Annotated in this window: 14 protein-coding genes; 10 read left to right on the forward strand and 4 right to left on the reverse strand. The window is 36.4% G+C overall.

Annotated features, from left to right (window positions below):
- Positions 1–253: 253 nt before the first annotated feature.
- Positions 254–1,315: an Mrp/NBP35 family ATP-binding protein gene (locus H8B04_RS01375; RefSeq protein ID WP_190301217.1), complete on the reverse strand. Its 1,062-nt coding sequence runs from the start codon at positions 1,313–1,315 to the stop codon at positions 254–256.
- Positions 1,316–1,502: 187 nt separating this feature from the next.
- Between H8B04_RS01375 and H8B04_RS01380 the strand changes: the two genes are divergently transcribed.
- The 3 genes from H8B04_RS01380 (at position 1,503) to hpt (ending at position 5,003) form a co-directional block, all read left to right on the forward strand.
- Positions 1,503–2,297 carry a DUF3575 domain-containing protein gene (locus tag H8B04_RS01380; RefSeq protein WP_190301218.1) on the forward strand — a complete coding sequence of 265 codons (795 nt, stop codon included), beginning with the start codon at positions 1,503–1,505 and terminating at the stop codon, positions 2,295–2,297.
- A gap of 125 nt (positions 2,298–2,422) precedes the next feature.
- Positions 2,423–4,471, forward strand: a complete 2,049-nt coding sequence (locus tag H8B04_RS01385) for a transglycosylase domain-containing protein (RefSeq protein ID WP_190301219.1) — start codon at positions 2,423–2,425, stop codon at positions 4,469–4,471.
- Entirely contained in the window at positions 4,458–5,003 is a 546-nt protein-coding gene (hpt, locus tag H8B04_RS01390; RefSeq protein ID WP_165291975.1) for a hypoxanthine phosphoribosyltransferase, read from the forward strand. Before H8B04_RS01385 ends, hpt begins: the two co-directional genes overlap by 14 nt.
- Here the strand turns inward: hpt and H8B04_RS01395 are convergent.
- Positions 5,000–5,566: a DNA-3-methyladenine glycosylase I gene (locus H8B04_RS01395; RefSeq protein WP_190301220.1), complete on the reverse strand. Its 567-nt coding sequence runs from the start codon at positions 5,564–5,566 to the stop codon at positions 5,000–5,002. The two genes, hpt and H8B04_RS01395, sit on opposite strands and share 4 nt — an antisense overlap.
- A gap of 126 nt (positions 5,567–5,692) precedes the next feature.
- On the opposite strand from H8B04_RS01395, the gene H8B04_RS01400 reads away from it, so the two are divergent.
- The 7 genes from H8B04_RS01400 to H8B04_RS01430 all read left to right on the forward strand — a co-directional run bounded on the left by H8B04_RS01400 (position 5,693) and on the right by H8B04_RS01430 (position 13,199).
- The gene (locus H8B04_RS01400; RefSeq protein ID WP_190301221.1) at positions 5,693–6,589 is read left to right on the forward strand and encodes a DUF4271 domain-containing protein; all 897 of its coding nucleotides are present in this window, start codon (positions 5,693–5,695) and stop codon (positions 6,587–6,589) included.
- 10 nt (positions 6,590–6,599) lie between these two features.
- The gene (locus tag H8B04_RS01405; protein WP_165291972.1) at positions 6,600–7,367 is read left to right on the forward strand and encodes a uroporphyrinogen-III synthase; all 768 of its coding nucleotides are present in this window, start codon (positions 6,600–6,602) and stop codon (positions 7,365–7,367) included.
- Positions 7,368–7,560: 193 nt separating this feature from the next.
- Entirely contained in the window at positions 7,561–8,862 is a 1,302-nt protein-coding gene (porK, locus tag H8B04_RS01410; protein ID WP_190301222.1) for a T9SS ring complex lipoprotein PorK/GldK, read from the forward strand.
- Between the two features lie 59 nt (positions 8,863–8,921).
- Entirely contained in the window at positions 8,922–9,566 is a 645-nt protein-coding gene (porL, locus tag H8B04_RS01415) for a type IX secretion system motor protein PorL/GldL (RefSeq protein WP_165291970.1), read from the forward strand.
- Positions 9,567–9,610: 44 nt separating this feature from the next.
- The gene (porM, locus tag H8B04_RS01420; protein ID WP_190301223.1) at positions 9,611–11,134 is read left to right on the forward strand and encodes a type IX secretion system motor protein PorM/GldM; all 1,524 of its coding nucleotides are present in this window, start codon (positions 9,611–9,613) and stop codon (positions 11,132–11,134) included.
- Positions 11,135–11,149: 15 nt separating this feature from the next.
- Positions 11,150–12,175 (forward strand): gliding motility protein GldN, encoded by a 1,026-nt coding sequence (locus H8B04_RS01425; RefSeq protein WP_190301224.1) that lies wholly within the window; start codon positions 11,150–11,152, stop codon positions 12,173–12,175.
- 157 nt (positions 12,176–12,332) lie between these two features.
- Complete coding sequence (locus tag H8B04_RS01430; protein ID WP_165291967.1) at positions 12,333–13,199, forward strand: cupin-like domain-containing protein; 867 nt, start codon at positions 12,333–12,335, stop codon at positions 13,197–13,199.
- A gap of 37 nt (positions 13,200–13,236) precedes the next feature.
- On the opposite strand, the gene H8B04_RS01435 is transcribed toward H8B04_RS01430, so the two are convergent.
- Positions 13,237–16,125 carry a PD-(D/E)XK nuclease family protein gene (locus H8B04_RS01435; protein ID WP_190301225.1) on the reverse strand — a complete coding sequence of 963 codons (2,889 nt, stop codon included), beginning with the start codon at positions 16,123–16,125 and terminating at the stop codon, positions 13,237–13,239.
- A 15-nt stretch (positions 16,126–16,140) separates the two neighbouring features.
- Positions 16,141–19,482, reverse strand: a complete 3,342-nt coding sequence (locus tag H8B04_RS01440; RefSeq protein WP_190301226.1) for a UvrD-helicase domain-containing protein — start codon at positions 19,480–19,482, stop codon at positions 16,141–16,143.
- Positions 19,483–19,619 lie beyond the last annotated feature (137 nt).

Here is a 19,619-nt window from a genome sequence, read left to right on the forward strand (position 1 = left end):
GGGAGTTTTGTTATAATTGTACTAAAAGATGCGTTCTGAACCCTCATGCTTTAACTTTCAATAGTATGTATTCAAGTAGCTGTTTTTGCAGCGTAAACCAAATTTCGATTTCAAAATTAATTTACGAAACAGAAAAATATCCCCTAAATAGAACTAAGGTACCATGGTTTGGATTCTACAGCAAATACAAGAGGTAAATCTTTAACAAAGTATAATTTTGAACAATAAGTACGCCTGAACGTAACTTATACAGCTACCTATTCGCCAAAATACTCAGTTCCTGAGCAACTCTTCCAGCAATGGATTTATATGCTTCTCCTACTTTGTCGTCAGCGTCTAGGATAATAGGAAACCCATTGTCTCCTGCGTCCGCTACGGATTTTACTAATGGAACTTCACCTAAGAAAGGAATTTGGTTTTCCTCTGCTAAACGCTTTCCTCCATCTTTTCCAAAGATGTAATATTTATTGTTTGGTAATTCGGCAGGAGTGAAATAAGACATATTTTCAACAATTCCCAATATTGGAACATTAATGCCTTCCATTTTGTACATACCAATTCCTTTGATAGCATCAGCTAGAGCTACATTTTGAGGTGTAGTAACAATCACTGCTCCAGAAATAGGATAAGTCTGGGCAACGGTGATATGGATGTCACCCGTGCCTGGAGGCATATCAACCACAAGATAATCTAATTCACCCCAGTCCGCATCGTTGAATAATTGCTTAATAGCCGATGTTGCCATCGGACCTCTCCATGGAATAGGCTGATTCGGATCCGTAAAGAACCCAATAGAAAGCAATTTCAAGCCAAATTTCTCTATAGGCTCAATTTTCGTAGAACCATCAGGAAGTTGGGAAGCCATTGGTTTAGCTCCTTCAAGACCAAACATAATTGGCAGTGAAGGACCATAAATATCCGCATCTAATAAGCCAGTCTTGGCACCTTTGCTCGCTAAAGCTAAAGCAAGATTACTCGCCACCGTTGATTTTCCTACTCCACCTTTACCAGATGATACGAGAATAATGTTTTTAATGCCTTTCAATTGATTGGGGTCCACACTTGTTACGCGAGAAGTCATATTGATTTCGACTTCAACGTCTTTGCTTATAAATAAAGCAATAGCATTTCGGCAAGCATGTTCTATATGACCCTTTAATGGGCAGGCTGGAGTTGTTAATACAACATCAAATTTTACTTTATTGGGAAGAATTTCAATATTTTGAATCATGTGAAGTGTCACCAAATCCTTCTTTAGATCAGGTTCTTCTACATGACTTAATGCATGTAATACTTGTTCTTGCGTAATATTCATAATATGCAATTTCAATTTGCACAAAGCTAATAATTAAGGGAAACAATCCTGTCATTTCTGTGTTTGATTATTTTGTACCTATGTTTGGGTATTTTAAACATGTGATTATTTCTTTTCCTCAAGATTGTGTTAGAATCTTTATTTTTGCAATTAAAATAATATCATACGATACGATTAACAATACCTTATGAAAAACATTTTATTAGCCTTTGCTTTTCTCCTTTCTTGGACAGGAGTTAAGGCGCAAGAGATCAGTAATACTGAAGATGCTCTTGAAAAGCCTAACTTTGTAAAATTAAATCTCTTAACATTAGTAGGAGGAAAAATTTCAGTAGAATACGAACGCGTTTTGAACAAGAGATTCGCTGTTGGTGCTGCAGTGAATTTGCGTCCAGAAAATAGTCTACCATTCAAATCATCCATTATGGATATTGTGGATGATAGTGAGATCAACTCATTATTGGATGGAATGAAGTCTTCAAGTACTGCTATAATTCCAGAAGTTAAATATTACCTTTCTAAAAAAGGATATGGTCAAGGATTTTATCTTGCCCCTTATGTCAAATATGCGAAATTGAATTATTCTGCTCCTTACACTTATGATGTATCAGTTGATTACCAAGGACAATTAGTTTATGATAGAGAAGAAACGATTAGTTTGAAAGGAGATTTGACAACTTTTACTGCTGGTATTTCTGCTGGTATTAATTTTAAATTGAAAAATAATATCTTTTTGGATTGGAGAATTATTGGTCCTGGCTATGGAACATCAAAAGGAAGTCTATCTGGTAAAATGACTTTGAATGCGGATGAACAAGCAGGTTTGAGAGAGCAATTAGGTGAGCTAAAAGAAAGTTTGAATGATTTGCCTTTGAAATTCAAAATGGATTATACAGTTCATGGCAATGGAGCAGACATCACGTTGAATAAAAGTCCGTGGGCAAGTATCCGTAGTGGTTTATCAATTGCTTATAAATTCTAGAATACGAATATAATTTAGTTAGGAAAGGTTATACTTCTTGAAAGTATAGCCTTTTTTTGTTTTTGTTATAGAAGTATTCCATAATAAAACTCTATTTTTATTCAAGATTTTAAATGCGAAAATTCATGAGTAATTTCTTTTCGAAAAGACGTAATAAGTGGTTTTTGATTGTAGGGGTGTCCGTGTTGCTCATCTTCGGGATTGGTTTTGCTGTCGCCATGTCCAAACGACAAGGTTTCTTGGATAAAGCGATGGTCAAAGTTCAGAATAAATTGAAACAGGACTATGACATTAACTTTAGCGTAGATAAATATTATTTCAAAGGATTAACGACTGTTGAGTTCAAAAATTTATTGCTTATACCTCAGGATAGAGATACCCTTGCATCCATGGAAACTTTTTCGGTTTCTGTACGTGTATTGCCCTTGTTGATTGGTGATGTGGAGATTGGTGCCATTGGCGTAGAAAATGGAGGAGTGTCTTTTGTCAAAAAAGACTCGCTAAGTAATTATGATTTTTTATTTAAGAAACGTCAGGACAATTCAGAGGCGGTGAAATCCGAATCAAAAGGTTTTGCAGATTTGGCTGAAAGATTAAGTAAGCAGTTTTTTGCAATAGTTCCAGATGATATGGATTTGAAAAATTTCAATTTATCATATTCTGACGATAAATTCACCCAGCATATTCATATTCCTCAAGCTATAATGAATTCTGGTCGATTTGAATCATCGGTATTGTTGAATGACCATGAAGCGGAATGGATACTTTCGGGTAAGGTGGACGCAGGTGCGCAGCGTATGCGTTTGGAAGTATCATCCAAAGAGCCAGATGTGGAATTACCATTTCTGCGTAGCAAATATGGTTTAGCCATCAGTTTTGATAAGTTAATATTCGATTTACAAGATATTACCAAAATCAAAAAGAATCTTTTGGAGGTGGATGGTGTCTTTGCTTATGAGAATCTAAAAGTTTATCATCGTCGCTTGTCCGATTCTACCATAATTTTGCCTCAGGCAGAGATGGAAGGAGGCATACAGTTTGCTGAAAACTATATCGCTCTGCGCGAATATTCTACTTTGCGGGTAAAGGATTTTTCTATCTCCCCACAAGCGAAACTGACTTTGAAACCTTCCAAACAGATCGATTTGGCAATACATACAGGAATGTTTCAGGCACAAGATTTTTTTGATGCCTTGCCAAAAGGGTTGTTTCAAAATGTAGAAGGTGTCAAAGTGGAAGGAAGTATCGCTTATGATTTGAATTTTTCTATTAATCTCGATAAACCTGATGATCTTACTTTCTCTTCCAAAATTGATGATGAAGATCTAAAATTGATTTCTTGGGGAGGGGCTAATATTGATTCGCTCAATTCCTCATTTGTGTATGATGCTTATGACGATACTGTGCTCGTGAAAAGATTTGTTGTCGGTCCTGAAAATCCCAATTTCAGAAAATTAGATCAAATTCCCTATGTCCTGAAAACTACCGTGCGAAATACAGAAGATCCTTTCTTTTATAAACACAATGGTTTCGAAGAGGAAGCTTTCAAATTGTCTATAGCGACCAATGTCAAAGAAAAGAAATTCAAGCGTGGAGCAAGTACTATTTCTATGCAATTGGTCAAAAATGTTTTTCTGAATAGAAAGAAAACTTTGAACCGTAAGTTCGAAGAGATATTGTTAGTCTGGCTGATGGAAGCTTCAGGACGTGTGAGCAAAGATCGTTTGTTTGAAATATATCTCAATGTCATTGAGTGGGGTAAGAATGTTTACGGGATAACTGAAGCCGCGGATTATTATTTTAAGAAAAAGCCAGAAGAATTGAATCTGGGTGAAAGTTTATTTTTGTCAAGTATCATTCCTCGACCAAAAACTGGGGTTTCTTCTTTTGAATATACAGGTCATCTTAAAGGGTGGGTGCAACGTCACTTCAATACTTATGGATCTATTATGCGTAAGCTGGGTGAATTAAATAATGTGGCTGTTCCTGAAAATTATGGATTTTATGAAGTAATTTTGCAACCCGCATTACGTCCCAAAGCGCCTATTGTTCGTGATTCTACTTTTGACGTGTTGGGGGAGCATGAGTTGATAATTAGAGAGTTGGAAGCAGAAGAAAATGTCCGCAAATCTATATTAGATAAATTAATTGGGGAAAAACATGAAAACAATTGAAATAGATGATTTGCGATTTGAGCCTTTCATCAGCTACGAGCAAATAAAGAAGCGAATACGTCTTATCGGTGTAGATATTAGCTTGAAATATGAAGATAAAAAGCCTGTATTCATCGGCGTGCTGAATGGATGTTTCATGTTTATGGCGGATTTGATGAAAGAAATCACCATTGATAGCGAAATGAGCTTTGTTAAAGTAGCATCATATTCTGGAACAGAACAAGGCCATATTTCCCAATTAATAGGTGTGGGATTAGACTTGAAAGACAGAGATATCATCATAGTGGAAGATGTCGTGGATAGTGGCAATTCTTTAAAATATACTATTAATGCTTTAGAAAGGGAAGGAGCTAGAAATATTTCAGTATGTACCTTATTATTAAAGCCTTCTTGTTTGCAACATGACTTTGATAATATAGAATATGTAGGTTTTGAAATTGAGAAAGAATTTGTAATTGGTTACGGTTTGGATTACAATGGTCTTTTCCGAAATCTAAAAGATATTTATAAAGAAGTGACTTTAGGAAATTAATCCCTAAAGTCACAATTTATTAAATGATCGTTAACCATCCCAACGGCTTGCATATATGCATAGCATATTGTACTTCCAAAGAATTTAACTCCACGTTTTTTCAAATCCTTTGCAATGAGTTTTGATTCATCAGATTCAAGAGCTACATCTTTCATGGTTTTGATGTTATTCAAAATTGGCTGTTGGTTAGGAAGAAATTGGTACAAATAATTGTAAAATGAACCAAATTCTCTCTGTATCGTAATGAAAATGTTAGCATTAGAAACAGCAGCTTCTATTTTTCCTTTATGTCTGATGATAGCGGGATCCAAGACAATTCTGTCAATATCTTCAGATGTGAACTGTGCTACTTTTTCGACATCGAAATCCGCAAACAATTTTCTGTAGCCATCCCTTCTTCGCAGAATCGTTATCCAGCTCAATCCGGCTTGCGCTGATTCTAATATTAAAAATTCGAATAAAGTCTTATCATCTTTTACCTGTTTTCCCCATTCTTCGTCGTGATATTGGGTGTATAGCGGATCTTCACCACACCAGGGGCAGCGTTGTACAGTTGTTGCCATAATTGTGTTTAAATATTTAGTACAAAATCATACCTTTGACATCGTATGTTAGGAAATGACTTTTTAAGGCAAATTATAAAAAATAAGCAACATATTTTGTTGTTTTTGTGTTTGCTATGTCCTTTCTTGTCAAAAGCGAATTCTGCAGATACTCTTTCTATAAGTCAAGAAGTTATTCTTCCTAATGATTCGGCTACTCAGGTGCAAACGGATACAGTTAGGTTTAATTATATTTTTTTAGATCAAAATCAAAAAGTGAAGATAAATCCTATTCAGGATAGTCTATTGCGGATGATCGAAATAGAATATACCGATTTGCGAGCCTGGTTCGCCAAAATGGACAAACTCAAAAAAGAGAGAAATCTATCACCGACCTACGAAAAATGGAATCGGCCGACTTGGCTTATAACTTCTCTATTATTGATATTGGTGAGTTTGGGCTTAGTTCGGATTTTCTTTTATTCTACATTTTTAAATATCATTTATGGATATTTCAATGAAAGGGTGTTAGCGCAGATTAGTAAGGAAGATAACGTATTAACTTCCTGGCCTTATATATTTTTGTATATCATTTTTAGCTTTTCACTAGGCTTATTTGTGGTTTATTATTTTAGTGCGAAGGAAGACTTTTTGTTCCTAACAGTTAAAAATTTCACTCGTTTGTCGGTTATAATTGGTGTTCTATTTGTAGCTAAATTACTACTTATTCGAATTATTTCTATAATATTTGAAGCGGAGAGAATTGCTCGGAATTATATTACAGTATTGTATGTGGTTTATTTCAACAGCATGCTTATTCTCATTCCACTTTTAATTTTGGCTATTTTTATGCCAATAAATTATTTAGATAATATTGCTCTTACACTAGTTATAGCTGCTATTTTGCTGTTTTCTTACCGTATTATCCGTACTGCATTTAGTTTATTAGGTAATCTAAAGTTTTCAATCTTTTATTTAATTCTTTATCTTTGTGCTCTAGAAATAGCACCGATTTTGATATTAGTGAAATCACTAAACAATTAAATAAGAATTTATGCAGATTGATGTTGCTAGAGCTAAGAAAGTGAAAAGCATCTTAGTTACGTTGCCAAGACCAGAAAACGACAAGTCACCTTATTTCGCGTTAGCGGAAAAGTACAACTTGAAATTGGATTTTCGTGGTTTTATACATGTGGAGGGAGTACCTGCAAAAGAGATTAGAAAGGAAAGAATAAATTTTGCTGAACACACAGCTGTTATCTTTACCAGTAAAAATGCTGTAGATCATTTCTTTAGAGTGTGTGAGGAAATGCGTTTTGAGGTTTCGGCTGAGATGAAATATTTCTGTATCTCTGAGGCTATTGCACTTTATCTACAAAAATATATTCAATACCGTAAGCGTAAGATTTTCTTTGGAAAGCAGACTGCTAAGGATTTGGAAGAGGTCTTAAAGAAACACAGTAAAGAGAAATTCTTATTCCCTTGTTCGGATGTCGCAAATGAAGAGACACAAAAATGGTTACAAGAGAATGGTTATAACTTTACACCAGCGGTATTGTTCAAAACCGTAATTACCGATATTACAGATCTGAAAGATGTGTTTTACGACGTGATTGTATTCTTTAGTCCTTCTAGTGTACAGTCTTTGTATGAAAACTTCCCAGATTTTGTTCAGAATAATACACGTATTGCCGCATTTGGTGCAACCACACAGCAAGCTTTGCTTGATAAGGGATTAATTCTTGATATTCCAGCACCAACGCCTACAGCTCCTAGCATGACTATGGCAGTAGAACAGTACATTAAGTTGGTAAACAAATAAAAAAATATTTTAATGTATTATAAAAGAGGTCAGTATGAAATAAATACTGACCTCTTTGCATTTTATACCGATTATTAATACAAGTTTCAGAAATTATTTTAATTATACTTTATTAAATGCTATAATTACCTTATTTTTATAAGCATTCCGACAGGAGTAATCCTATTGGACTAACCTATTTTGCTATAAACTTATGATTATAAATCATTTAAGATTTTTAAAATATCTTTGCGGGCTGCTACTAATTGTACTGAGTATTGGATGTAAGACATCCACAAAAAATGGAGAATTAATAGGTGTACGATTAGATAAACTTAAAACTAGTAAAACACCATATGGCATGGTTTTGGTCCCGGGAGGTACATTTATTATGGGACAGTCAGATGAAGATATTACATTTGCCCAAACTGCTCAAAACCGCCAAGTTACCATTGCGCCTTTTTATATTGATGACTCCGAGATATCGAATAGCGAATACCGACAATTTGTCTATTGGGTGCGTGATTCTATTATGGTTACCGATTATTTAGGTGATCCGTCCTATTTTTTGCAAAGTCAAACTCAAAGCAATTCAAAATATATTGATTGGGAGAAAGTAAGAAGACAATCACCTTGGCGCTCTACCGATCCGAATGTGAAAACTCGACTGGAAAGCATGTATTATCAGGGAGAGGATAAAGTGTTTGGTAAAAATGAAATGGATGTGCGATTGATCCATTATCATTATGAATGGTACGATTTAGAAAATGCTATTCGCCATAAAAATGATATGAATAAAAAGCGATCTGATTTTATTTATCGCGAAAAAATAGACATTTATCCAGATACTACAGTTTGGATGTCCGATTTTCATTATGCAGCTAATGAACCTTTAGTAAAAGGATATTTTTCTCATCCTTCATATGATGAATATCCAGTGGTGGGAGTGAGTTGGAAGCAAGCTCAAGCATTCAACGCATGGCGTACGCAATTATATAATAACCAAGCTGCAAAAAACAAAAGACCTCAGCGTTTTGATTATCAGTTGCCTACAGAAGCAGAATGGGAATATGCTGCTCGAGGCGGTCGAGTAGGCTCTCAGTTTCCATGGGGAGGACCAACAGCGCGAAATGCTCGCGGTTGTTTAATGGCTAATTTTAAACCAGGAAGAGGAAACTATATGGATGATGGATACGCTTATACAGCGCCAGTTTATTCTTATTTTCCCAATGATTATGGATTATACAATATGTCAGGTAACGTTTCAGAATGGACCCAATCTTCTTATGATGAATCAGGCTATTCTTATGTGCATGATATGAACCCAACTTATAATTATTCTGCTAAGGATGCAGATTCAGAAACAATGAAGCGTAAAGTTATACGTGGAGGCTCTTGGAAAGATGTAGGATTCTTCCTTCAAAATGGCACTAGACAGTACGAATATCAGGACACAGCTAAATCGTACATAGGATTCAGATCCGTAACTCGAGTAGCGGGATCTTCTTTAAGATAAAAAATAAACTAAAATTATAACTTAAATACTATTAACTAACCTTATAGACTTAAATAAATATGGCAAAGAAGAAAAAATTTGGTTTCGGTATTAATACATTAATCAATTGGGGTGCGACTGTTGTTATTATTGGATTAATGTTTAAAATTCTTCATTTCAAAGGTGGAGAATGGATGATCGGAATTGGATTAGCTGTTGAGGCTTTATTATTCTTTATTATGGGATTTATGGCTTCAGAGAAAGACGTGGATTGGACGCGCGTATATCCTGAACTAGATGAAGATTTTTCAGGCGAATTACCAACACGAAGTGTTGCTCCAGCAAATGCGCAACCCGTGGCAGTAGGCAATACAGCTGCTTTAGATAAACTTTTACAAGATGCTAAGATTGATGAGCATTTAATTGGAAACTTGGGAGATGGTTTACGTACATTCAGTGATAAGGTTGCTGCTATTTCCAAAGTAGCGGATACAGCTGTTGCTACTAACCAGTTTGCGGATAAGTTGAACGCAGCTTCTACAGGTGCTTCGCAGTTGAGTCATGCTTTCGAACGCGCTGCTGCTGATTTACAGACCTTCAATGAGGCTTCTGCAGATATGCAACAATTTAAAGAACAAGTTTCAGCATTTAACAAAAACTTGTCATCACTTAATGCCGTGTATGGTAATATGTTGTCTGCGATGAATATAAATAACCGCGCATAATTGTAGTGAAATCTAGGACATAAAAAGTAGGTAAATTACAAGAAATGGCAGGACACAAAGAAACTCCGAGACAACGGATGATAGGAATACTTTATTTAGTGTTACTGGGTTTAGTAGCATTGAATGTAAGTGATTCCATTTTAGATGCATTTAAAAATTTAGGAAATAGTTTAAATACTTCCACTCAAAATACGCAAACAGGGATTGATAATATGTTTCTCTCTTTTAGAGAGACCAAACTGAAAGAGAATCCTGAACGTGCACAGCCTATTTTGCAGAAGGCGGAGCAAGCTCAGGCTTTAGTTGCAAAACTTACTACACAAGTTGCAGAATATAATAAACTTCTTTCTGCTGAAGGTGGTGGAGTAGATGAAGAAACTGGTGATGTTAAATTCAGAAGTAGCACGGATATCTCAGCTCGATTGATGATCAATGAAAAAAGAGGTAAACAGCTTCGTGATTTAATTAATCAAACTGCTGCTGAACTTAAAAAATTAACAAATAATGAAGTTAGTTTTTCTTTGGCTGCTGATGATCCAGCTCCTCGTGGCGGAATCAAAAAATCTTGGGAAGAGTCTAATTTTGGCGATGGAATTCCATTGACAGCGGCAATCACTGCTTTAGAAAAAATCAACGCGGATGCTAAAAATGCTGAATCGGCGGTAGTAAAACATATTTTCGGTAAAATGGATCAAGCGGTGGTTAACTTGGATAAGTTTGCTGCGGTAGCTGTAGCTCCCACCTCTTATTTGATTGCGGGTCAACCTTATACCGCTAAAGTATTCTTAACAGCTTATGATTCTAAATCAAATCCAAAGATTACTGTCAATGGCAGCGCTATTCCAGTTTCTGATGGTCAGGGCACTTACTCGTATACACCTGGTGTGGGTACGCATACGTGGAAAGGTTCTATCTCAGTACAGCAAACAGACGGAACTGTGAAAGTGTATGAAACGGAGCCAATGACATTTCAGGTTTCACAACCATCAGCAGTGGTATCTCCGGACGCTATGAATGTAATGTATATTGGGGTGGACAATCCTTTATCCATTTCAGCCCCTGGAGTGCCAGCTGAATCTTTAAAACTATCGGGTTCTGGTGTAAGCTTGACATCAAGAGGTGGGGGTAAATATTCAGCACGCGTTACAAGTCCAGGAGAGGTAACATTAAATGTAAGCGCGACGATAGATGGCAAGACTCAAAATTTAGGAGCTTCAAAATTCCGTGTTAAACGTATTCCTAAGCCCACAGCAAAGGTTGGAGGTAAAGATGGAGGACGTATTTCGGCAGCTCAGTTGAGAGGACAGTCCGTGGTGTCGGCATCTTTAGAGAATTTTGATTTTGATGCCAAATTCCAAGTGACTAAATTTAATATGTATATAAGCAAGCCTAGGGTAGACCCTATTGGTCCATATGCGGCTTCAGGAAATAGTTTTAGTGGTCAGATGAAAACTGCTTTATCAGGTATAACAGCTGGTTCGGTGGTCATGATTTACGATATTGTGGGTGTAGGTCCGGATGGTGTAGCACAAAATCTAAACGCTATAACATTTCAAGTAACAAACTAATAGAATTTATATTCTATGAATAAGAAAATATTAACTCTAATCATTGGTCTAGGAATCACTCATGTGGTAAGTGCGCAGGTGGAAAATCTATCCAATAGTTCAAAGCCAGTGTATGAGAAAGAACCACCAGTAGACGGGTATGTCGTGAAATCAGATGTGGAAAATAGAAAGGTTATTCCATATGCGCCTATTCGTCAGACTGATGTAGCTTTCAGTAAGCGAGTATGGCGTGAGATTGACTTGCGCGATAAGATGAATCAAGCCTTTGCTTCTCCTAAAGCGCGATTGATGGATATCATTGTGGATGCTATTCAGAAAGGTGAACTGACGGCGTATGACCCTACACCAACAAAGAATGATCCTAATGGCGATAGTTTCAAGAATGTTTTGCCAATTGATCAGGTAATGGCTCGCTTAGGCGGAGATAGCGTCTTGGTCGAACAATATAATGAAAACAACGAGGTCATCGGTTCGCATTATGAAAAAAGAGATTGGAGCAGAGAGAGTGTTATCAAATTTAGAATCAAAGAAGATTGGATTTTTGATAAGCAGCGGGCAGTTTTTGAGCCAAGAATCATTGGAATCGCGCCGCTAATCACTCCTCAAATACCTGGTGCTGATGTTTTTGGAGAGGTATCCACTGTAACGCCTCCTGCAAGCAACGTGGATCCTTTCGATCCATTCGCTGTACAAGAGGAAACACAGCCTACAACTCCCGCACAACCTGCAGTGACTGCTTCTCCCGTATTTTCTAATTTGGGACCACAGGTTGATGCAACACCGGCATTTTGGATTTATTTTCCAGAAGCACGCCATGTGTTTGTGAATAAAGAAGTCGTCAATCGAAATAGCGATGCTACAGGACTGAGCTATGATGACGTGTTTATTAAGCGACTTTTTTCAAGTTATATTATTAAACAATCCAATTCTGAAGATCTACGTATCAAAGATTATATCAAAGATGATTTAGATAGATTATTAGAATCAGAACGTATTAAAAAAGCGCTCATGGATTATGAGCAGGACCTATGGTCTTATTAGTTAGTGATTTATATCACTAGAAAATAAAGAATATTTCTACAAATTTGGTCACTGTATTTTGTGTCTATTGCGTATAGTTATAAAATATGGAAAGAGTTAAAAATGTAGGAATATTTTTTTTTATGTTTGTATTTACTTAGTAAAAAACTAAAAGCTTGTGAAACTAAAACCTGTTGATAGCATTTCGGGAATTTCTCCAAAAGATTTTGTTAGAGATTATCTTAACAAAAGTCAGCCAGTTATCTTGAAAGATTTTATTAGTAAGGATAGTGCTTGCTGGACAAAATGGAGCTACGACTATTTCAAGGAAATAGCGGGAGATGTGATGATTGATGTCTACGGTAAGGAAGAAGAAGGACAAAGTTATGCTGCAAGTCCTCCAGTGGGTAAAATGAGCTTTGGTCAATACTTAGATAAAATCAGCTCTGAACCTACAGAATTACGCTTGTTCTTGTTTAATTTGTTGAAAATTCGTCCTGAACTTAAAAAGGATGTTATTTACAATGATGTCACTGGTGGCAAAGTATTGCAAGGACTGCCTTATATGTTTTTTGGAGGTGAAGGATCTGCAACGCGTAATCACTTTGACATTGATATGTCACACGTTTTCATATCACAATTTCAAGGTTACAAACGTATTTGGTTATTCCCGAATGATCAATCTGATTTGATGTACAAATTACCTTACAACTTCCACAGTATAGCTAATCTAAAAACAAGTAGTGTAGAGGAATATCCTGCATTGAAATATTTGGATGGTTTTGAAGCGGTAATTGGTCCCGGTGAGACCTGTTATATGCCAGCAGGATGGTGGCATTATATCCAATACGAAACAGAAGGATATTCTATTTCGGTGCGCGCATTAGCCAATTCTTTAGGAGAAAAATTGAAAGGCGCTCGAAATCTATTTGTAACGCGTCATTTTGATGATACCATGCGTAAAATTTTTAAAGATAAATGGTTCAATTATAAAATTGAAACCGCAAAAAAACGTGCTGGTAAAGCAATGAAAAGATATAAATAACATAAAAGGGTCGAATTTAAATTCGACCCTTTTATGTTTACTCTGAGACCTCATCCTCTTGTTTTATAGCATTCCTATAAAACAACGTGTACGGATCCGAATCATAAATATGTGCTTCAGGATTATGTTTAAAAGGAACCTCTGTATTAAATATTTCCTCTAAAGTCGCTCGTAGGAAGTTTACGAATTCATCCTTTTGTGCAGCTAAGAAATCACCTTCCATCAAAGCTCCTCGGCTGCCATAGAAAAGAGTTCCTTCTTCGCGCATTTTTCGCGCTACATATAAATTTGGTTCTAAGTTTTGAATACCCGTTTTTTGTTCAAATACATAGGCGTAAAATAGCGTTTGAACTAAAGCTTTATTCTCTGTATTAGCGGCAAAAACCTTTTCTATAGAGCTGAATTTAACAGCGTCAGCACCAGTTTTGTAGTCTACAATGCGTTTTTTGACTTCTCCTAAGTCGGTTACAACTTCGTCTACACGGTCAATTATCCCGTAGATTTGAACGGTTTCTTCTTTACCATTAACCAAAATTGGAAAATCTAGGACATAATCTTCATCGTTCTCCAGCTCGATAATGCGGAAAGACTGGTAGTTTTCTGCGTCGTATTCCAAATACATTTTGACATACTCGGATGCAATCTTGTGCATAATGCGTTGCAAGCTGTTTAATTCTTTAAGTTCTTTCGTCTCTATCCCGTACTGTCTTCCGATTTCAAGAATAATAAGCGCATCTACTTCTTCCACTTTCTCCCGCAGCACCTTGGTGGAAGTAAACTCTTCCAACCCTTTATAGGGCTTTAAAATGGTTTCCATCACATTGTGAATGACAGTACCCAAAACGTTCATTTCAAATTCCTGAGAGATACGTGGAGGTTCTTTTATTTCAGCCACATGCTTAAAGAAGAATTGCAAAGGCGATAGCAAATAAGTTGTTAGGGCTGTTGCCGAAATTTTGGCTTTGCCATCAAGGTATTTAGCACGCATATAATCCCAGACTTGACCAGTTTTTGGGATGCTGAGCTCCTCTTCTTTGGGTGGGAAAAGAATAGGTTGTTGCTGTTGTTGTTTGATGAAATTGAAATTGCTTTCAAATTCCAACTGCCGGACAAAGCGGCTTTCTTCGCCTGTGCTACTTTCATCCACAATGCTGTTGTAAAACACATGTATTCCAGTGCTGTATTGCAGATGGCGATAAAATAAGTACGCTGAAAGTGCATCTTGGTTCTCTAGAATTGGTAAACCATACGCTCTACGCAACGTGTTTGGAAGAAAAGTCGCAGCGCTAGATGTTTTCGGTAAAATACCTTCATTAGCACCTAAAATGTATATGTTGTCAAAATTCAAACATCGACTTTCCAACAATCCCATGATTTGCAATCCATCCAATGGATCACCTTCAATTGCGGAGTTGATCGGTGCAATGGCTTTTCGTATGAGGCCAATTTGGAAAATAATACTCAATTGTGGTATTTTTTCAAATCCTAAATGTAATTGATTGAGCACTTTCTTGGTTTCAATCAACAAGTTGGCATCAATTTGTTTGATTTGTGTGTCTTGCGCCAAAGAAATCAGCAATTCATCTAAAAGATGAATTAATGTTGGGATAACTTCTTTGGAAGAATTTAACGGTCTGAAAAAGTGTGGCAGAACGGAAGTTTGGACGCAAATATCTTCAAAATTAATCTCAAAAAGCTGTTTATCCCCGATAAACTTTTGAAGTGTTGATTTTTCTTTAAAGGAGATTTTTGTCAGCGGATTATTCAGAAATGTTTCTACATCTTGATAGGTTATTTTAGTTTTCTTAAGATGTGAAATTTGTTCATGAACACGCATCCACAAATCCAAAATTCCAAATATAGGCGACTGTGTCAAAGGAAAACCAGTCGTAATGTTGACTTTGATATTGGGAAGACTTTGCAGTAAAGGAACCAATAAGGATTCATCAGCCAATAAAATAGCCGAAGATTTTCCTTCTTTCTCATTCTCTACTAAGACGTCATGTAGCAATTTTGTTTGACTAACTTTTCCCGTAGAGGCATACAAATGAATGTTATCTTTACGTGAACCAATAATATTTGGCACTTCGCCTAAGGCATTTTGCAGTTCTGTTTGGAAAATATTTCTTCGAATAAATAATCCTGCTTCTTGCTGTTTGTCCTCCAAATAATAGGCGTCCGCATCAAAGTAAAATAACGCTTTTTCTTGTTCCTGCCATTGTTTGAAAAGCTTAGCTTCCGCATTATTTAGCGCATTGAATCCTATAAAAAGAATTTTCTTAAAAGGTTGTACCAAGGCTGTGCTGTCCAATTCTCCATCAGCTAACTGGCGATAAATTGTTGGATAGTTAGTTTGTTTTTGGTCTACAAGTTTTTGTTTGAAAGCACGATACAAAACGGGAAGTCTTTTCCAAAGCTTCAAGAATCGTTCTTGAATACCTGTATGCCCTGCGATACTGAAAGATTGCCAAAATTGACGAATAAAATCCTGTTGTTCTTTGGTCAAATGCTGAAACTCAATATCTATTTTGCTCGTATCGTACAGTTCCATGTAAATATCTTCGATATTGACCAAGTCATAATCCAACTGCCCAAAATCGCTCAATATAATTTCTGCAATCGGATAAAATTCTTCAAGTGTTTCTTGTTCGTGTCCTTCTTTGGCTAATAACTCGTTGTGAAGTTCATACAGATAGAAGAATTGTGTCAATTGGCTTACTTGCTCCGCATCTGATGCCAAACTAAAAAATTCTTGTATGGTATAAAATTGTGGCGACCAAATGGCATGTCCGTACGTATCCGCAAGATGTTTCTTGAGATAGGTGATAGGACGTTTATTGTTGAAAACAATCGCAATCTCGGACAGATCTGTTCCGAATCGTTGTTTTATATCTTGTGCTACTAATGCTAAAAATGATGTGTTCATGTCGACTCTCTTAATCTATTTCACCTCTACTAATTCATTCACCTTGGCATAGAATAAAAAGCCTCGTATATTCTGATATCCTAGATTTTGTAGAGCTTTCATATACTGATCTACTTGAGTTTTGTGTTCAATGTAATTGTCTCCGGTGAATTTAAAATCCAAAATGATGGTCTCATCCTCTTTGGTAAATACTTTATCAGGACGGAGTGTTCGTCCATCCGCGGTTATGATAGCTGATTCATTCCAGATCTTATAATCTCCAGAAAGCCATTGATTAATCTGTGGATGATGCCATATTTGGTAGATTTCCTTTTCTAAGAGATCTTTGTTTTCAACGGCTAAAATTCCTTCGTCAATATAGCGTGCAATGATTTTATGGATATCGGATTCTTTGGATGCTTCCGCCATAACCTCGTGTGCCAAAATTCCATATTGCGATGCTTTTTCGAGCATCAAAATAGTATTTATTGTTCGGGTGCTGTTTTTCTCTAATGCTTTTTCCATTGCGACCGAAATAGGATAACGTTCTAATGCAATATGGCATGGAGTGTCGGAATCATTGCTATCTTCTTTTGGTATAATATGGTCTATTTGGACTTTTTCTTCTTCCAAAGGAAAAGGTGCATTAGGATGATCCAACACTTGGTAGATGACATCCGAAATCAAATCATTGCAAATTTTTAATTCTCCAGACTTCTTGTCTGTTGCAAAAGCAGGTGCTGTGATGTAGATATGCTCTTTGGCACGAGTAGTAGCGACATACAGGGTATTCAGCGCATCCATATAATTAAACAATTTTTCCTCGAAATACTGCTGATAGAATATAGATTTTCCGACCGAAGAAGTGTACTTAATTGGAATTCTGCCCAACTGTCCAAAAGGAGTGTTTTCGGTATTAATCCAAAAATCACCATTTGTCATTCCATCTAATGTCCATGAACAGAAAGGAATCATGACGACATCATAAGCTAAACCTTTGGACTTGTGAATCGTGGTGACTTCAATAGCATTTACTTTTCCACTGGATGGCAATACAGCTTTGTTGCCATCTTCTTCCCAAAATTCTAAAAATTGATTGATTCCCCGTTCTCCACTTGCGGTGAAATTGCCCACAATATCTTTGAAAGTTAAAATGTAAGGCAAATGCACATTGTTATCCGAAGTAAAGCCATAGATTTCTATGAGTTTTTCAACCAAATGAACCAAAGGTAATTTTTGCCATACATCCCAGTCGATAATTAATCTATCTGGAATAATACTTTGGAGTTTTTCAATGTTATTTTCTTTGAAATGCAACCACGCTTCTGGCTCAAACGATTTTTGCTTAGTTATAATCTGATAAAGATAGGCCATGCGAGCATGGTGAATTACATGTTTGTCACTAGTATAAACAAAGGCTTTTAGAGATTCTACCAAAAGATTTATAGCATCATTTGAAACTAGCGAAAGTGCATCTCCCGAAATCACATCAAAATGTAATCCCGTAGCATTTTTATATTCCATCAGCTTTTGAATGATTTCTACAGCTTGTCTGTTGCTACGCACTAAAATACCGATTTGTTTAGCTTCATACCTTCCCGTAGAAATCCATTCACCAATTTTTTCGCAAAGTTTGCGTGTAGACTCCTCTTGTGCTTGATTTGCACGCCATCGGCTATCTTCTACTTTTATATATTCTATTTCGATAGATCCCTGTTTATCCGGGTTATTTAATTTTTTTTCTGGAATTTCTTGTGCAGAGTTTTCATAAGCTCGGACAAGCATACTGTCATTTTGCGCATTTTTCCACCAGCGCAATCCTTCTTCCGAAAGTTCATTTTTTGCGGTGTCATTTAGCACATTTTGCATGTGTGCCGGAATTGCTTGATACAGGTAATTGTTAAAGCGAATGATATTTGGTAGACTTCTGAAATTCGTTTCTAGAATACCGTTATCAATAAAATGGTTTTTACCTTCTGTATCTAAGTGAAAATTTTGTGCAACTTGTTCTTCGACCTGTTGCAAAAGAATGCGCCAATCACCATTGCGCCAACGGTAAATACTTTGTTTTACATCTCCAACAATCAAATGTTCGTGCTGCACCCCTTCGGTATTACTCAGAGCATTAAGTAAGAGTGGGCTGTAATTTTTCCATTGAATACGTGAAGTATCTTGAAATTCGTCAAATAAGAAATAATTATAGCGATTGCCAATCTTTTCCCAGATAAAGGTTGGGTCATTGTGCGCATCTAAGCCTAATTTATTCAGTAATATCTGCGAATCCGAAATCAATTGAGCACTATTTTCTTTACGCCAAGTGCTAAGCAAATCTGACATTTCTTTCAGCAAGCGAAGATAATAAAGGTTGCTTTGTACGGATTGATAAGCAATATAGGTCGGCAATAGTTGTTCTAAGGTCACAAACTGGCTCAATACCGGTCTGAAACCTTCAATTAAATCGTAACGGAGATTTTTGTCTTTATCGGTATAAGCTTCTTCATTATCGATGAGTTTGGTATATTTTCCGAGTAACTCTATAAGGCCAGATAAAGATAATTTCTGAACTTGTGGCGTAATTTTGTTGGCAGAAACTAAAGGATTTCTAGATTTCCCTTTCATTTCATTGACATCCACCTGCAAGGCTTTGAATGTCTCCTGAAAAGATTGAATCGCAAGACTTAAGCTTTCAAGATACGATTGCGTCTTCTCGAAAATATCTTTATTGAGTAGATTGAATATCTGATTTGTATCTGCCGAAGCCAAGGCTCCATCAAACTCCTGGAAATTTTCTGTGAAAATCAATCCAGCTAACTGACTCAATTGATTGCGGTAATTCCAATTCTCGTTGTTGTTGATTTTCTTCTCTGCGTAGGCAATAATCCAATCCAGTAATTCTGGTTTTTCGTCCAACAATTGATTGAGCATCATGGTCAAATCCGTTTTGACCTTGTTTGTATTCATTTCAATCTTATAGGCTGCATCCAGATTAAGTTCATACGTAAACGAACGAATGACTTTTTGCGAAAAACCATCAATGGTGCTAATCGTAAAATGACTATAATCATGCAGGATCTTACGATACACACGATGGGCTTTCTCTTGTATAAGTGCAGCAGACCAATTCGGATTTTGATTTATAAGTAGTTTTCTAAAACTTTCAATGTTATCGGATACATTTCCAGTCGCCAGTCCTTGCAATACAGAAAGAATACGCTCTTTCATTTCGGCTGTGGCCTTATTAGTAAAGGTTACAGCAAGAATTTCTCTGTAACTATTTTCATTATTCAAGAGTAAGGTGATATAATGTAAGGTCAGGCTAAAAGTTTTACCTGAACCTGCGGAAGCTTTAAGAATTTTCAGCGGAGCAACATGCGTCATTTTCGAAATACGATTTGGAAGAATGAAAGTACGTTAAAAAAGCTGTTATATCAAGCGGATTGTAGAGTGAGCTCATTTAAAGCTTTTTAGTTTGAAAAAAACTTTTTATCTTTGCGTCCCCTCTTGCACGAAGTACG

The sequence above is a fragment of the Sphingobacterium litopenaei genome, assembly GCF_014692495.1.
Taxonomy (GTDB): Bacteria; Bacteroidota; Bacteroidia; order Sphingobacteriales; family Sphingobacteriaceae; genus Sphingobacterium; species Sphingobacterium litopenaei.

Bases quoted from the DNA above. Each gene is read 5' to 3' on its own strand.
- H8B04_RS01375 (WP_190301217.1), bottom strand. From the start codon at position 1,315: ATGAATATTACGCAAGAACAAGTATTACATGCATTAAGTCATGTAGAA.
- H8B04_RS01380 (WP_190301218.1), top strand. From the start codon at position 1,503: ATGAAAAACATTTTATTAGCCTTTGCTTTTCTCCTTTCTTGGACAGGA.
- H8B04_RS01385 (WP_190301219.1), top strand. From the start codon at position 2,423: ATGAGTAATTTCTTTTCGAAAAGACGTAATAAGTGGTTTTTGATTGTA.
- hpt (WP_165291975.1), top strand. From the start codon at position 4,458: ATGAAAACAATTGAAATAGATGATTTGCGATTTGAGCCTTTCATCAGC.
- H8B04_RS01395 (WP_190301220.1), bottom strand. From the start codon at position 5,566: ATGGCAACAACTGTACAACGCTGCCCCTGGTGTGGTGAAGATCCGCTA.
- H8B04_RS01405 (WP_165291972.1), top strand. From the start codon at position 6,600: ATGCAGATTGATGTTGCTAGAGCTAAGAAAGTGAAAAGCATCTTAGTT.
- porK (WP_190301222.1), top strand. From the start codon at position 7,561: ATGATTATAAATCATTTAAGATTTTTAAAATATCTTTGCGGGCTGCTA.
- porL (WP_165291970.1), top strand. From the start codon at position 8,922: ATGGCAAAGAAGAAAAAATTTGGTTTCGGTATTAATACATTAATCAAT.
- porM (WP_190301223.1), top strand. From the start codon at position 9,611: ATGGCAGGACACAAAGAAACTCCGAGACAACGGATGATAGGAATACTT.
- H8B04_RS01425 (WP_190301224.1), top strand. From the start codon at position 11,150: ATGAATAAGAAAATATTAACTCTAATCATTGGTCTAGGAATCACTCAT.
- H8B04_RS01435 (WP_190301225.1), bottom strand. From the start codon at position 16,125: ATGAACACATCATTTTTAGCATTAGTAGCACAAGATATAAAACAACGA.
- H8B04_RS01440 (WP_190301226.1), bottom strand. From the start codon at position 19,482: ATGACGCATGTTGCTCCGCTGAAAATTCTTAAAGCTTCCGCAGGTTCA.